Origin of the sequence: Actinomadura sp. 21ATH (genome assembly GCF_041951345.1) — a bacterium.
Taxonomy (GTDB): domain Bacteria; phylum Actinomycetota; class Actinomycetes; order Streptosporangiales; family Streptosporangiaceae; genus Spirillospora.
Map to the genome: position 1 here is coordinate 51,737 of NZ_JBGNUR010000006.1, position 14,778 is coordinate 66,514.

The window sequence follows — 14,778 nt, forward strand, 5'->3', positions numbered from 1 at the left end:
ACACCGCGCGCCCCCGCCCCCGCCCGCGGGGGGCGGGGTGGCGCGATAGCCGCCACCCGGCCGCTCTACGACAGGGCGACCCCCGCCGGGGGGGAGAGCGGGGGTCGCCGAACGGTCCGGCTCCGGGGGGGTAGAGCCGGCCCGTTTTCCTAGAAAGCCTCGGAAGATCGAATCAGGCGGATGCCGGTTCGATCTATAGAGCGGGCAAAGTCGCTGCCTCCAGTGTAGGCAGATACAACATATGCTGCCCGATCGTCCAGAGTTCCGTCGAGCGGCAAAGTCATCCTGCCGGGTCATGCTTTCTTGCACCTGGTGGAGAGGATCCCACCCTGCGAGCCGCGTGACGTCGTAGGCGCTTCGCCGCTCCCGCCGGAGAACCGCCGGGAAAGCCCTGGACGAGGTTGGGAGCGTACAGCAGATCTAAAGATCCTTCCGGCACGGGACGAGATCGCCGACATAAAGAATCGATCACACTGCGTGATCGATTCCGGGATGTGCCGGAGTTGAGACGGTATCTCCCGGAATGGCGGCCAGTGGTGGCCGGTGCCCGGAGGGGCGGGCGCGGCTTTGGGACGGCCGCTCGCCGAATAGGGGCTTGTCATCAGGGCAAATAAGGCGTAGACAGGAGTTACGGACCAAGTGTCCGAGCACGGCAGCCGGGCACCCACGCGCGACCAGCCGCGGGAGGCGCGTAGTGACGGGCTTGACCCGCTCCTACGAATATGAGGTGCACGCTTGGTAACCCGGTGTGACGTGACTGGCGGCGGCGTCCCGCAGCGAGGGGCGCCGTTCGCTATGCCAGGAACGATCAATCACATTCGCGTATCACAACGGCGCACGTGAGGTCACGGCGGCGTGGCGCGCCCCGAAGGCTTACTTTTCGGAAAGGGCGCGGTTACGCCGGCAGCAGGTGTGAGTGGCCCTCAGCCACGCAGGAACGCCTCGCAGATGGCCTGCGAGTCGCGCGCCGCGGCGGCGGTCGCGTCGGCGCAATGGCGGATCCAGCCGGCGACGCCGTCCTGCGTCCCGGTGGCGTAGCCCCGCAGGGCGGCGGCGTAGCCCTCGGCGAGTTCCGCGTGACCGACCTCGGGCGCGGTGAGCGACTTGGGGTCCAGGCCGCGGGCGACCAGCGTGAGGCGCTCCGCGGCCCGCGCGACGATGCCGTCCCCCCACCCGAACGGGCGCAGGGTCAGCAGCTCGCCGTGCGCGATCGCGGCGACGACCAGGGCGGGGGCCTTCGTCGGGCCGGTGAGGAGGCCGCTCAGCATGTCCAGGCGGGCGGCGACCTCGGCCGGGGCCGGCGGCTCGCCCAGGCCGAGCGGGTCCTTGGCCGCCCGGTCGGAACGGGGCCGCCCGAGATCGGCGCTGTCGACGGCGTCCGCCGCGGCCAGCACGTGCAGGCGGGCCAGCACCTGCCGCGGCGCCTGACGCCAGGTCTCCGCGAGGGAACCGAGCTCCGCTGAGACCCGCAGCGCCCCCTGCACGGTGGGGTCCGCCGGGTTCTCCGTGCTGCGCAGCTCTTCCAGGGTGACCGAGGCGCCTTCCAGTACGGCGGTCGCGCGCGCCCCCCGCAGGGCGGACTCCGTGGACACCTCCGCGCTGCGCCGGCGGAGGATGCGGTGCCCGAGCAGCCTGTCCACGGCGGTCCGGGCGTCCGCGACCGCCTCGGCCACACCGGGCAGGTTCGCTACTTGGGCAAGGGCGTCGGTCACGCGCCCGACCCTATGCGGTCGCCGGTGTTCGCACGTCACCGCCCCGGGTAACGGTCGTCTCGCGGCCCCCGGCGGAACGGGCGGCTTGTGAGTCGGCAACATCCCTGGTGAAGTGGGTCTCACCGGGCGCCTTCCTCTCGCAACAAAGGAGTACGCGTTGAGCCAGAGTCAAGAAACACTGTCGAACCTGTTGCAGGAGACGCGGCGCTTCCCTCCCCCGGCCGACCTCGCCGAGGCCGCGAACGTCAAGGCCGAGGCGTACGAGGAGGCCGCCGCCGACCCGCAGGCGTTCTGGGCCCGCCAGGCGGAGCGGCTGAGCTGGTCCAAGCCCTGGGACGAGGTGCTCGACTGGAGCAACCCGCCGTTCGCGAAGTGGTTCGTGGGCGGCGAGCTGAACGTGGCGTACAACTGCGTCGACCGCCACGTGGAGGCGGGCAAGGGCGCCAAGGTCGCCTTCCACTGGGAGGGCGAGCCGGGCGACAGCCGGACGCTCACCTACGCCGACCTCCAGCGCGAGGTGAACAAGGCGGCCAACGCCCTGCTGGAGCTGGGCGTCAGGAAGGGCGACCGGGTCGCCATCTACCTGCCGATGATCCCGGAGCTGCCCATCTCGATGCTCGCGTGCGCGCGCATCGGGGCGACCCACTCGGTCGTGTTCGGCGGCTTCTCCGCGGAGGCCCTGCGCACGCGCATCAACGACGCCGAGGCCAAGGTGGTCGTCACCGCGGACGGCGGTTTCCGGCGCGGCAAGCCGTCGGCCCTGAAGTCCATCGTGGACGAGGCCGTGGAGGGGACGCCGTCCATCACCAAGGTCGTGGTGGTCCGCCGTACGGGCGAGGACGTCGCGTCCCATGACAGGGACGTGTGGTGGCACGACCTGGTGGAGCGGCAGAGCGAGGAGCACAAGGCGGAGGCGCACGACGCCGAGCACCCGCTGTACATCCTGTACACGTCCGGTACGACGGGTAAGCCCAAGGGCATCCTGCACACGTCCGGCGGTTACCTGACGCAGGTCGCGTACACGCACCACGCGGTGTTCGACCTGAAGCCGGAGACGGACGTCTACTGGTGCTCGGCCGACATCGGCTGGGTGACCGGGCACTCGTACATCGTGTACGGGCCGCTCGCCAACGGCGCCACCAGCGTCATCTACGAGGGCACCCCGGACACCCCGCACAGGGGGCGCTGGTGGGAGGTCATCCAGAAGTACAAGGTGTCGATCTTCTACACGGCGCCGACCGCGATCCGCACCTGCATGAAGTGGGGCGACGAGATCCCGGCGGAGTTCGACCTGTCGTCGCTGCGCGTGCTGGGCAGCGTCGGCGAGCCGATCAACCCCGAGGCGTACGTCTGGTACCGCGACAACATCGGCGGCGGGCGCGCGCCGGTGGTGGACACGTGGTGGCAGACCGAGACCGGCGGCATCATGATCAGCCCGCTGCCGGGCGTCACGGCGGCCAAGCCGGGCGCGGCGATGACGCCGCTGCCGGGCATCGCGGCGGACGTGGTGGACGACCAGGGCCGGCCGGTGCCGAACGGCGGCGGCGGGTTCCTGGTGGTCAAGGAGCCGTGGCCGTCGATGCTGCGGACGATCTGGGGCGACGACGAGCGGTTCGTGAAGACGTACTGGTCGCGGTTCGAGGGCCTGTACTTCGCCGGGGACGGCGCCAAGAAGGACGACGACGGCGACTTCTGGCTGCTGGGCCGGGTGGACGACGTCATGCTCGTCTCGGGCCACAACATCTCCACGACGGAGGTGGAGTCGGCGCTGGTGTCGCACCCGAAGGTCGCCGAGGCGGCCGTGGTGGGCGCGACCGACCCGGTGACCGGGCAGGCGATCGTGTCGTTCGTGATCCCGCGCGGCAGCGCCGGCGGCGAGGTGGAGGGCGAGGACTTCATCAAGGAGCTGCGCGACCACGTCGCCAAGACGCTCGGCCCGATCGCCAAGCCGCGGCAGATCATGATCGTTCCGGAGCTGCCCAAGACCCGGTCCGGCAAGATCATGCGGCGGCTGCTGCGCGACGTGGCGGAGAACCGCAGCATCGGGGACGTCACCACGCTGGCCGACAGCACGGTGATGGACCTGATCTCCGAGAAGCTGCCCGCGTCCAAGTCCGACGACTGACACGCGGCCGAGGCGCGTTCCGGGCGGCCGTTCCCGCGGGGGAGCGGCCGCCCGGACGGCCCTGGGTGTGACCGCCGGGCCGGTGATCGGTAAGTTCGTGGGCGTCTCCGGCGGATCCCGGCCGCGGGGCGGCGCCGTATAGGGCGTTCGCAAAGGGTCGGGGCCGGTTTCACCGTTTCTCTGCTGTACGGCGGTTTGGCCTATACCGACCCCGCACAATTCGAGAGAGTGACGACAGCGGTCCTGATAGCGGGCCTCCTCGCCTCGGTGGCCGCCTGGAAGGAGAGAGCGAATGTCCGAGGCACTGCCGGGCGAACGCGTCGAGGAGAAGTCCCTCGGCGAACTCGTCGCGCTGGCGTCGAGCAACGTCTCCGACCTGGTCAGGGCGGAGATCGACCTGGCCAAGATGGAGCTGAAGGGCGACGCCAAGAAGGCCGCTCTGGGCAGCGTCATGTTCAGCGTGGCGGGCCTGATCGCCGGGCTGATCGTGATCCTGCTGTCGATCGCCGCCGCGTACGGGCTGGTCGCGCTGGGCGTCTGGCACTGGGCCGCGTTCCTGATCGTCGCGGGCGTCTACCTGCTGCTCGCGCTGGCGCTCATCGGGATCGGCTACTGGCGGATCAAGAAGATCGAGGGGGCGAAGCGGACCCGCAAGACCCTCAAGGACGACTTCGCCGCGCTGCGCCGCCGCGGCGACTCCGCCGACGCCGACGCCGGCACTCCAGCGCTGACGGACTGACCGGCCATGCCCGCGTTCGGCTCGTCCATCGTCGAGGTCGACGGCCCCTGGACCCACCGCACGGTCAGCGCCGGGGGCACCCGGTTCCACGTGGCGGAGGCCGGTGAGGGGCCGCTCGTGCTGCTGCTGCACGGCTTCCCCGAGTTCTGGTGGTCGTGGCACAACCAGCTGGTGTCCCTCGCCGCGGCGGGCTACCGGGCGGCGGCGGTGGACCTCCGCGGGTACGGCGGCAGCGACAAGCCGCCGCGCGGGTACGACCTGGTCACGCTCGCCGGCGACGCCGCCGGGCTCGTCCGGGCGCTCGGCGAGGCGAACGCCATCGTCGCGGGCCACGACTGGGGCGGGCTGCTCGCCTGGACGATGGCCGTGTACCACCCGAAGGTGGTCCAGCGGCTCGCCGTGGTCAGCGCACCGCATCCGCTCCGCCTGCGCCAGGCCGTACGGAGCGATCCGCGCGGCCAGGGATGGGCGGCGCGGCACATCTTCGGCTACCAGCTGCCGATGTGGCCCGAACGGCGCCTCATCAGGAACGACGCCGAATTCCTGGGACGCCTCCTGCACGAATGGTCGGGCCCAGGGTGGCCGGACGAGAAGACCGAACGGCTCGTGCGGGACGCGATGCAGATTCCGGGCACGGTCCACTGCGCGCTCGAATACCACCGCTGGTTCATCCGGTCGCAGCCCCGCCCAGATGGCATCCGGTACGCGCACCGCATGCGCACGCCGATCCAGGTGCCCACCCTGCAACTGCACGGCTCCCTGGACCCGTGCACGCTCCCGGCCAGCGCGCAGGGGTCCGGCCGCTACGTCGAGGCGCCGTACCGGTGGAAGCTCATCGAGGGCGCCGGCCACTTCCCCCACCAGGAACGCCCCCGCGCGTTCGACGCGCAGCTCCTCGGCTGGCTGAAGGACCCCGAGCCGGAGCACTGAACGGAGCACCGCGGCACAACCCCGGGCGTCGCGCTCCTCCTGCGTGCGCTCACAATGGGGTCATGCGGGATCGCGACGAGACGGGGCGGCCGCGCAATGCCCGGCCGCGCGACGCGTACGGGCGCCCACTGCCCCGAGGCGCCGCCGGGACGCCCACCATGCCCGACGACCTGACCGTGACGCCCACGGAGGCTCTGGAGCAGGCTCAGCGGCTCCTGGACGAGGACAGGCCGTTCCACGCCCACGAGGTCCTGGAGGCGGCGTGGAAGGCCGCGCCCGAGGCGGAGCGCGAGCTGTGGCGCGGCCTCGCCCAGGTGGCGGTGGGCGTCACGCACGTGCGGCGCGGCAATCCGCGCGGCGCGCGAGCCCTCCTGGAACGCGCCGCCGACCGCATCGAGGAGCACTCACGGAACGCGCCGCACGCGCCGTACGACATCGACGCCCCCGGAATCGTCGCGGAGGCGCGCCGCATAGCGGAGAGCGCCGAGAACGCGGCGGACGGCACCGAGCTCCCCATAGCGCTGCGCCTGACCCGTTCCGGGCGACCGGAAACGTAACCGCAACCGGCCACCCGCCCTTGCAGCGAGATCAGCCGAGGCCAGCCTAGGTCGGTCGAGGTCAGTCGGAGCAGTTCTGCGTCGTGACGGGGGTCGTGGCGGCCGCGCCGGCGCGGGCGTCCGGGGCGACCTCCTCGGCGGTGAGCGCGTAGCCGGTGGCCGGCGCGTCCAGCGCGGCCGCGAAGATCACGCCGTACACGGTGCCGTCGCGGGCCAGCAGCGGGCCGCCGGAGTTGCCCGGCTCGACCGTGCCGCGGATCGCGTAGATCTCCCGGCTGACCTGGCCGGCGTGGTAGATGTCCGGGCCCTTGGCGGTCTGCCGGGCGCGGATCCGGGCGGCGCTCGCGGTGAACGGGTGGTTCTTCGGGAAGCCGGCGATGATCGCGTCGTCCCGCACCTTGGCCTCGCCGGCGAACTTCAGCGGCGGCGCGTCCAGGCCGGGCACGTGCAGGACGGCGATGTCGCGCTTGGGGTCGTACAGGACGACGCGGCCGCGGTCCCGCGCGCCGCTCAGCGAGGCGATCACGGACTGGCCGCGGGCGCCGGCGACGACGTGCGCGTTCGTCATCACGCGGTCCTTGGCGTACACGAACCCGGTGCCCTCGATCTTGCGCTGGCACTGCGGGGCGGTGCTCTCGACCTTGACGATGCTGCGCTTGGCGGCCTGGAGCGCCGGCGTGTCGAGGATGGCGTCGTCCGGCGGCGGCACCTCGACCACCGACTCGCCGCCGAGCCCGTTGAAGACCTGCGGGAACTCGCTGGCCTTCACGAACCCCTGGAACGAGGCGAACCAGGTGGCGGCCTGCGACGGCATCACGCCGTCGATGCCGTTGATGATCGTGGAGCCGTTCACCTGGGTGCGGACCGGCTTGAACTCCGAGCCGGCCACCAGGCTGCCGAAGAACCAGGCGACGATCAGCAGCGACAGCGAGCTGACGACGGCGCCGCCGGCGGCGTCGGCCGCCCGGGCGTTGTCGCCGGTCACGCGGTTGCGCAGCACGGCGCCCACGGAGGACGCGATCAGCTGCCCGAGGGTCGCGGACAGGAACGCGATGACGATCGCGAGCAGCGCCTGCTGCGCGGCGCCGTCCACGGCGGCCTCGGCGATCGGCGGCGCGATGAGGACGCCTATGACGCCCCCGCCGACGAAGCCACCGAAGCTCAGCAGGCTCACGATGAAGCCCTGCCGGTAGCCCGAGACTGCGAACAGCACGACGAGCACGAGCAGTATCAGGTCCAGAAGGTGGTCGCCCAGCACCGCTTCACCGTATAGCGCGAACGGCCCGCCGTACGTCCCCTCGCTGTACCAGATTGTGCGTCCTTATCTCGCCGTCTGGTGCGATGCGCGCCCGTTCCCGGCCGCGTACGGTACGGGATCGCCGGTCGGGCGGGGATCAGGTGGCACCGGCCGGGACGCCGGAAGAGCGCCGGAAGGGGTGATCAAGGCCACCCGTTCTCAGTCGCGGGCGGCCAGGTCCAGCACCTTCTGCGGGAGGTCCTCCACGCGCTCGGTGTCCCAGGGGCGGTTCCAGCCGCCGGCGTCCAGCACCTCCGTGAGCAGCCCCGCGGTGAAGCCCCACACGAGCATGTCGCGGACCTCGAACGCCGGGCCGAGCCTGACGCCGGACGGGTCCCGCACCATCAGCCGGTTGGCCGGGTCGACCAGCTCGGCGATCGGGACGCGGGCGACGGTGGCGACCTCGCCGGGATGGCCCGGGGCGATCTCGGACGGCTCGCGCCACCACGCGGCGACCGGCGTGACGCGGTGCCGGCTGTGCCGCAGGTAGAGCTCGGGGAGCGTGGCCAGAACCTCCACGCCGGCCCGCTCGACCCCGGCCTCCTCCCACGCCTCGCGCAGCGCGGCGTCGACCGGGCCGCCGTCCTCGGGGTCGATGCGGCCGCCGGGGAACGCGGGCTGGCCGGCGTGCTTGTTGAGGGTGGCGGCGCGCTCGGTGAGCAGGATGTCCGGTCCCTCGGGGCCCTCGCCGAACAGGATCAGGACCGCCGCGGCGCGGGCGCCGGGCTCGGGCTCGGGGCTCAGCAGCGGCGGCACCGTCATGTGCGGGGCGGTCCTGCAGAAGCGGTCGAGCCAGGCGGGATGCGAGGAGGGGATCTCGGTCACGCCTTACCCAACCCGCCCGCGCCGCCGTTGCTTCCCGTGGCGGGAACGGAGCCGGTCACGGTCACGAGAACGGGCCCTCCTTCACCAGCTTGCGGGCGGTCGCCTCGTCGGTCGGTCCCTCGCCGTACGCGGGGCACAGCCGGGCCAGCGGGCAGGCGCCGCAGGCGGGGCGGCGGGCGTGGCAGATGCGGCGGCCGTGCCAGATCAGCCGGTGCGAGAGCATCGTCCAGTCCTTGCGCGGGAACAGCTCGCCGACGATCTTCTCGACCTTCACCGGGTCGGTCTCGTCGGTCCAGCCGAAGCGCCGGACCAGCCGGCCGAAATGGGTGTCGACGGTGATCCCGGGGACGTCGAACGCGTTTCCGAGGACCACGTTGGCCGTTTTACGGCCGACCCCGGGCAGCTTCACAAGATCGTCCAGTTTGCCGGGAACCGCCCCGTCGAAGCGTTCGCACAGGTCATGCCCGAGTTTCATAATATTGTTGGCCTTGGCCCGGAAGAACCCGGTCGACTGGATCATCCGCTCGAGCTCCTCGCGGTCCGCGGCGGCATAGTCCTCGGCCGTCCGATACCGGGCGAAGAGAGCCGGTGTGACCGCGTTCACCCGGCGGTCCGTACACTGGGCGGACAGGATCGTGGCGATGAGCAGCTCTAGCGGGTTGGTGAAGTCCAGCTCGCAGTGCGCGTCGGGGTAGAGCGCGGCGAGCTCGCGGTTGATCCGCCGGGCACGGCGGACCAGGGCGAGGCGCGTCTCCGCCCGGGGCCGGGGCTTGCGGGGCGCCGTCACGGAGGCGGGACTACCGTTGCGAGGCACGTGGGCAAGGGTACGTCCTCGGCTCCCGTCGTTCGGCGCGCCGCGGACCCTACCCTCACGTACGCGGTGGGACGTACGTCACACTATGCATGTAGGTGTTCGAGGAGGAGAAGCGTGACCGACCGCGACGTGGACGTTCTGAGCAGGGCCCCGCTGTTCGAGGCACTCGACGAGCAGGGCGCCAAGGCGCTGCGCGCCAACGTGACCGAGGTGCGGCTGGCACGCGGCCAGACGCTCTTCAACGAAGGGGAGACGGGCGACCGCCTCTACGTGGTGCTGGACGGCAAGATCAAGCTGACCAGGGCGGCCCCGGACGGCCGGGAGAACCTGCTCAGCGTGCTCGGCCCCAGCGAGATGTTCGGCGAGCTGTCGCTGTTCGACCCGCGCCCGCGCACCGCGAGCGCGATCGCGGTGACCGAGTGCCGGCTGGCCGGGCTCGGCCACGACGACCTGCGCCCCTGGCTGACCGGGCACCCCGAGGTGGCCGTCCAGCTGCTGCGCGCGCTGGCCCAGCGGCTGCGCCGGACCAACGACGTGATGGCCGACCTGGTGTTCACCGACGTGCCCGGGCGTGTCGCCAAGCAGCTGCTCGACCTGGCCGAACGGTTCGGGCAGCCGTCCGAGGCCGGGCTGCACGTGCACCACGACCTCACCCAGGAGGAGCTGGCGCAGTTGGTCGGCGCCTCCCGGGAGACCGTCAACAAGGCCCTGGCCGACTTCGCGCAGCGCAACTGGCTGCGGATCGAGGCGCGGGCGGTGGTCATCCTCGACATCGAGCGGCTCCGCAAGCGCTCCAAGTAGGCCGGAGCACCTCCGAGACAGCCCAGAGCAGCCCGGGAGTCCCGGGCGCGCGCCCCCCGCCCATCGACCGACGCGGCGGCCCGACCGCTCCCCTCGGGAGGTCGCCGCACCCCTCAGCCGCGTTCGCGGAGGTATTCGAGCTGCGCCTCGACGGACAGCTCCGCCGCCCCCCAGAGCGACCTGTCGACATCCGCGTACACCTTCGCGACCACGTCCTTCGCGGTACGCGCGCCCTCCGCGAGGGCGGCCTCCACCTGGGCGAGGCGCTCGTGCCGGTGCCGGATGTAGTGGTCGAGCACGCCGATCGGGTCGTCCAGCTTGGGGCCGTGGCCCGGCAGGATCGTGGCGGCCTCGCGCTCCTCGGAGAACTTGCGCAGCCGGTCGAGCGAGCCCAGGTAGTCGCCGAGCTTCCCGTCGAGGACGGTCGTCCCGTACCCGAGCACGGTGTCCCCGGTCAGCACGGCGCGGTCGGCCGGGAGCCAGAACGTCAGCGAGTCGTCGGAGTGCCCGGGGGTCTCCATGATCCGCAGCTCCAGGCCGCCGGTGGTGACCACGTCGCCCTCGGCGAGGCCCTCGTCGCCGAGGCGGAGCCGCGGGTCCAGGGCGCGTACCGGGACGGTCCCGCGCCCGCCCGCCGCGGCCGCGGCCAGCTCGGCGAACCGCGCGGCGCCGGCCGAGTGGTCGGGGTGGCCGTGGGTGAGCAGGATGAGCCCCACCCGGCGGCCCTCGGCCGCGATGCCGTCCACGACGCGGCGCAGGTGGACGCCGTCCTTGGGGCCGGGGTCGACGACCACGACCTCCTCCGCGCCGGGCTCGCCGATCACCCAGGTGTTGGTGCCGGTCAGGGTCATCTCGGACGGGTTCGGCGCCAGCCAGCAGCGGGCGCGTTCCGTACCCATCCCGTCGATGTCGCTCATGTCACCCATCCTGCCCAACCGCTGATCATGGCCGAGGGCCGGGTTCCACCGGCCGAGACGGTTCAGATGCCGCAGCGCGGACGACCCGGCGATCCGGTACCGGACCGCGCGGGACAGGGCGCCGCGACGCGAGGACACGCGGCTCAGCCCTGCGGGTAGTACTGCTCGGTCCCCTCGGGAAGCACCAGGTACGGGACGCCGTCGACGATCTCCGCCTGCGGCTCGTTCACCACGATCTCGCGCGGCGCCGCCAGCACCTCGGCGACCGTGCCGAACTCGGCCAGCTCCGCGAGCGTCGCCAGCGTCGGCGGCAGCATGAACCAGTCCCCGGCCCGCGCCCGCTCGACCGCCTCCGCCGGGCGGACCCACGCCACCCGGTCGGCCTCCGTGCTGACGTCCCGGGCGCGCTGCCCGGCCGGCATCCCCGCGACGAAGAACCGCGTGTCGTACCGCTTGGGCTCGATCGCCGGGGTGATCCAGTGCGCCCACGGCCGCAGCAGGTCCGAGCGCAGCACCAGACCGCGCCGCTTCAGGAACTCGCCGAACGACAGGGAGCGGTCCAGCAGCGCCTGCCGGTCCGCCTCCCAGTCGTCCCCGCGCGTGTCGTCCACGACCGTGCCGCCGGTGGGGCCGGCGAGCAGGACCAGCGTCTCCTCGAACGTCTCGCGGACCGCCGCGCACACCAGCTCGCGCGCCAGCGTCTCGTCCGCCTTGAACGCCGTGCCCCACTCGGCCGGGGACGGGCCGGACCAGCCGGGCGCGGCCTCCCCGTCGCGCGGGTCGACCGAACCGCCGGGGAAGACGTACGCGCCGGGGGCGAAGGCCATGGAGGCGACCCGGCGGAGCATGAACGCCTGGAGCCCGTGCTCGTCGTGGTCGCGCAGGACCACGACCGTCGCCGCGTGCCGCGCCGGGGCGGGCTCCAGCCGGCCCGCCCGGATGTCCTCGAGCCTCTCCACGAAGCTCTGGGGCAGCTTCAGCCCGCTCACCATCGCGCACCCCACCGCATGATCCTCATGACGGTGTATTCGGACATACCGAATGCCGTTCCGTCAAGGGTGGCGCCCGCCCCCCGGCCGCACGGCCCCGGCGGTACGGCCCCGCCGGTCAGGACACCTCGGCGATCAGCTCCACCTCGACCGGCACGTTGCTCGGCAGCACGGCCACGCCGACGGCGCTGCGGGCGTGCACGCCCGCCTCGCCGAAGATCTCCGCGAGGACGTCGCTGGCGCCGTTCACGACCTTCGGCTGGCCGTAGAAGTCCGGCGCGCTCGCCACGAACCCGAGCACCTTCACGATCCGGACGACCCGCGACAGCTCGCCCAGCTCCGCCTTCAGCGCCGCGACGCAGTTGATCGCGCAGATCCGGGCCTGCTCGGCGGCCTGCTCCAGGCTCACCTCGGCGCCGACCTTGCCCAGCACGTGCAGCTCGCCCTTCACGAACGGGACCTGCCCCGAGGTGTAGACGAGCGAGCCCGTCCGCCGGGCCGGGATGTACGACCCGGCCGGCGCCGCGACCTCGGGCAGCTCCAGCCCGAGCTCGCGCATGCGCTCCTCAGGAGTGCTCATCGCGCTCTCACTGCTCCACTTCGCGCTTGAAGTAGGCCACCAGGTTCTCCGGGTTGGGCCCCGGCAGGACGGTGACGAGCTCCCACCCGTCCTGGCCCCAGTTGTCAAGGATCTGCTTGGTCGCGTGCACCAGCAGCGGAACGGTCGCGTACTCCCACTTCTTCATGCCGCTCAGCCTAGCGATCGCCGCGGGTCAGGCCCCGCCCTCCGGGGGTGTCCGCTCGCCGGCGGCGAGACCGCGCGTGGCCTCGTCCTTCGCGGGCTTCGGCTCGTCCAGGCCGATCACGGGCGGGACGTTCTGGGCGGATTCGAGGGTGGAGGGCGCCTCGGCGGCCTTGGCCAGTTCCTCCTCGGCCCTGGCGAGGCGCTCGCCCAGGCCCGGCTTCTCCTGCTCGGACGCCTCGGCCCCCGCGGCGGTCCCCTTGCCGCCGTCGGTCATCCGGTCGAAGAACCTGAGGAGCTCCACCGGAAGCGGCATGACGAGCGTGCTGTTCTTCTCGGCGGACACCTCCACGACCGTCTGGAGCAGCCGGAGCTGGAGCGCGCCCGGATCCTGCGACATGATCTCGGCCGCCGCGGCCAGCCGCTTGGACGCCTGGAACTCGCCGTCCGCGGTGATGATCCGCGCCCGCCGCTCCCGCTCGGCCTCGGCCTGCCGGGCCATCGAGCGCTTCATGCCCTCCGGCAGCGAGACGTCCTTGATCTCGACCCGCTCGATCCGGACGCCCCACGGCGCGTCGGTGATCTCGTCCATGATCGCCCGGAGCCGTATGTTGATCTTCTCTCGCTCGCCGAGGAGCTCCTGCATGTCGGTCTGGCCGATCACGGAGCGCAGCGACGTCTGCCCGATCTGGGAGACCGCGTACCCGTAGTTCTGCACGTTCACGATCGCCTTCACCGGGTCCACCACCCGGAAGTAGACGACCGCGTCGACCCGTACGCTCACGTTGTCCTGGGTGATGCCCTCCTGCGCCGGCACGTTCATGGTGACGGTCTGCTGGTTGACCTTCTGCATCCGCTCCATGATCGGGATGATGAACGTCAGCCCCGGGCGCCGTACCGCGCCGGCCCGCAGCTGCCCGCCCCGCTGGACCTGGCCGAACCGGAAGACGATGCCGTGCTCGAACTGCTGCACGACACGTACCGACGAGGCCGCCCCCAGCAGGGCGAGGATCACCAGGACGACCAGGATGAGTCCCACTTCCATCACGGCTCCTCACGCGTCGTGAGCCGAGTCCGCGCGGGACTGCGGGCCCGGCCCGATGACCGGTCGTACGTTTCCCAGCTAACCTCGCGGGGAGGCCCGAGACAACGGTCCGCCGCATCACGTTCCGTGAACACCGGAACACCGTGTCAGGAATCACTTGCATGAGGGCGGACCACCCTCTGAAGTCCTTGCCGAGCGAACGATATGGTCGATCGGGTGAGCGCGAGAGACACCGACTGGGACGGCGTACGCCTCCATGTGGTCACGGGCAAGGGCGGGACCGGCAAGACGACGGTCGCCGCGGCCCTGGCCCTGGCGCTGGCCACCGGAGGCCGCAAGGTGCTGCTGGTCGAGGTCGAGGGCCGGCAGGGGATCGCCCAGCTCTTCGACTGCCCGCCGCTCCCGTACGGGGAGCGCAAGGTCGCGGTCGCCCCGGACGGCGGCGAGCTGTACGCGCTCGCCATCGACACCGAAGAGGCGCTCCTCGAATACCTGGAGATGTTCTACAGCCTCAAGCGGGCCGGCAAGGCGATGTCCAAGCTCGGTGTGGTCGACTTCGTCACCACCATCGCCCCGGGCCTGCGGGACGTGATCCTCACCGGCAAGACCAGCGAGGCGGTGCGGCGCCGTGAGAAGGACGGCTCGTTCGTGTACGACGCCGTCGTCATGGACGCCCCGCCGACCGGCCGGATCACCAAGTTCCTCAACGTCAACGACGAGGTCTCCGGGCTGGCCAAGGTCGGGCCGGTGCGCAACCACGCCGACACCGTGATGAAGGTCGTGCGCAGCCCCGAGACGGCCGTCCACTTCGTCACGCTCCTGGAGGAGATGCCCGTCCAGGAGACGACGGACGGCATCCAGGAGCTCACCGAGGTCGGGCTGCCGGTCGGCGGCATCATGATCAACATGGAGCATCCGCCGCTCCTGACGCCCGACGAGACGGCCGCGGCCGCCGCGGGCACCCTCGACGCGGAGGGCATCCTGCGCGGTGTGAAGGCCGCCGGGCTGGAGCACGGCGCCGAGGCGATCACGGCGGTCCTCGCCGCCGAGGCCGGCGAGCACGCCCGCCGCACCACGCTGCAGCGCCGCGAGAAGGAGCGGCTGGAGAAGATCGACCGGCCCCGCTACACGCTCCCGTTCCTGTCGGACGGCATGGACCTCGCCGGGCTGTACGACCTGGCCGAGTCGCTGCGCGAGCAGGGCGCCGCATGAGCGGCGCGCACCGCACGAGCGGAACGGCCGGCAGGGGCGGCGCGCGCGGCGTGAGCTGGACCGCGACGCGCGG

General features: G+C 72.0%; 15 protein-coding genes. 6 read left to right on the forward strand and 9 right to left on the reverse strand.

Annotated features, from left to right (window positions below):
• Positions 1 to 923 precede the first annotated feature (923 nt).
• Entirely contained in the window at positions 924 to 1,712 is a 789-nt protein-coding gene (locus ACA361_RS19670; protein ID WP_375013671.1) for a Fic family protein, read from the reverse strand.
• 157 nt (positions 1,713 to 1,869) lie between these two features.
• Here ACA361_RS19670 and acs point away from each other — a divergent pair, with 157 nt between their 5' ends.
• The 4 genes from acs (at position 1,870) to ACA361_RS19690 (ending at position 6,063) form a co-directional block, all read left to right on the forward strand.
• Positions 1,870 to 3,837, forward strand: coding sequence for an acetate--CoA ligase (acs, locus tag ACA361_RS19675; RefSeq protein ID WP_375013673.1), 1,968 nt, complete (start codon positions 1,870 to 1,872; stop codon positions 3,835 to 3,837).
• Positions 3,838 to 4,129: 292 nt separating this feature from the next.
• Positions 4,130 to 4,576 (forward strand): phage holin family protein, encoded by a 447-nt coding sequence (locus tag ACA361_RS19680; RefSeq protein ID WP_375013675.1) that lies wholly within the window; start codon positions 4,130 to 4,132, stop codon positions 4,574 to 4,576.
• Positions 4,577 to 4,582: 6 nt separating this feature from the next.
• On the forward strand, positions 4,583 to 5,506 hold the full coding sequence (locus ACA361_RS19685) for an alpha/beta fold hydrolase (RefSeq protein ID WP_375013676.1): 924 nt from the start codon (positions 4,583 to 4,585) through the stop codon (positions 5,504 to 5,506).
• A gap of 62 nt (positions 5,507 to 5,568) precedes the next feature.
• Positions 5,569 to 6,063 (forward strand): DUF309 domain-containing protein, encoded by a 495-nt coding sequence (locus ACA361_RS19690; protein ID WP_375013678.1) that lies wholly within the window; start codon positions 5,569 to 5,571, stop codon positions 6,061 to 6,063.
• Positions 6,064 to 6,124: 61 nt separating this feature from the next.
• On the opposite strand, the gene ACA361_RS19695 is transcribed toward ACA361_RS19690, so the two are convergent.
• The 3 genes from ACA361_RS19695 to nth all read right to left on the reverse strand — a co-directional run bounded on the left by ACA361_RS19695 (position 6,125) and on the right by nth (position 8,999).
• Positions 6,125 to 7,321, reverse strand: a complete 1,197-nt coding sequence (locus tag ACA361_RS19695) for a MarP family serine protease (RefSeq protein ID WP_375013679.1) — start codon at positions 7,319 to 7,321, stop codon at positions 6,125 to 6,127.
• Positions 7,322 to 7,519: 198 nt separating this feature from the next.
• Positions 7,520 to 8,122, reverse strand: coding sequence for an NUDIX hydrolase (locus ACA361_RS19700; RefSeq protein ID WP_375014225.1), 603 nt, complete (start codon positions 8,120 to 8,122; stop codon positions 7,520 to 7,522).
• 124 nt (positions 8,123 to 8,246) lie between these two features.
• The gene (nth, locus tag ACA361_RS19705) at positions 8,247 to 8,999 is read right to left on the reverse strand and encodes an endonuclease III (RefSeq protein ID WP_375013681.1); all 753 of its coding nucleotides are present in this window, start codon (positions 8,997 to 8,999) and stop codon (positions 8,247 to 8,249) included.
• A gap of 114 nt (positions 9,000 to 9,113) precedes the next feature.
• Here nth and ACA361_RS19710 point away from each other — a divergent pair, with 114 nt between their 5' ends.
• Positions 9,114 to 9,800 carry a Crp/Fnr family transcriptional regulator gene (locus ACA361_RS19710; protein WP_344594623.1) on the forward strand — a complete coding sequence of 229 codons (687 nt, stop codon included), beginning with the start codon at positions 9,114 to 9,116 and terminating at the stop codon, positions 9,798 to 9,800.
• Between the two features lie 113 nt (positions 9,801 to 9,913).
• Here the strand turns inward: ACA361_RS19710 and ACA361_RS19715 are convergent, their stop codons facing one another.
• From ACA361_RS19715 to ACA361_RS19735, 5 genes are all read right to left on the reverse strand, one after another.
• Positions 9,914 to 10,717, reverse strand: coding sequence for an MBL fold metallo-hydrolase (locus ACA361_RS19715; RefSeq protein ID WP_375013683.1), 804 nt, complete (start codon positions 10,715 to 10,717; stop codon positions 9,914 to 9,916).
• A gap of 143 nt (positions 10,718 to 10,860) precedes the next feature.
• Entirely contained in the window at positions 10,861 to 11,709 is an 849-nt protein-coding gene (locus ACA361_RS19720; protein WP_375013685.1) for an NUDIX hydrolase, read from the reverse strand.
• Between the two features lie 115 nt (positions 11,710 to 11,824).
• Entirely contained in the window at positions 11,825 to 12,286 is a 462-nt protein-coding gene (locus ACA361_RS19725; protein ID WP_366624330.1) for a RidA family protein, read from the reverse strand.
• Positions 12,287 to 12,293: 7 nt separating this feature from the next.
• The gene (locus ACA361_RS19730; RefSeq protein ID WP_157420262.1) at positions 12,294 to 12,452 is read right to left on the reverse strand and encodes a DUF4177 domain-containing protein; all 159 of its coding nucleotides are present in this window, start codon (positions 12,450 to 12,452) and stop codon (positions 12,294 to 12,296) included.
• A 27-nt stretch (positions 12,453 to 12,479) separates the two neighbouring features.
• Positions 12,480 to 13,493 carry a slipin family protein gene (locus ACA361_RS19735; protein ID WP_375013687.1) on the reverse strand — a complete coding sequence of 338 codons (1,014 nt, stop codon included), beginning with the start codon at positions 13,491 to 13,493 and terminating at the stop codon, positions 12,480 to 12,482.
• A 216-nt stretch (positions 13,494 to 13,709) separates the two neighbouring features.
• On the opposite strand from ACA361_RS19735, the gene ACA361_RS19740 reads away from it, so the two are divergent.
• Positions 13,710 to 14,705, forward strand: coding sequence for an ArsA-related P-loop ATPase (locus ACA361_RS19740; RefSeq protein WP_375013688.1), 996 nt, complete (start codon positions 13,710 to 13,712; stop codon positions 14,703 to 14,705).
• Positions 14,706 to 14,778 lie beyond the last annotated feature (73 nt).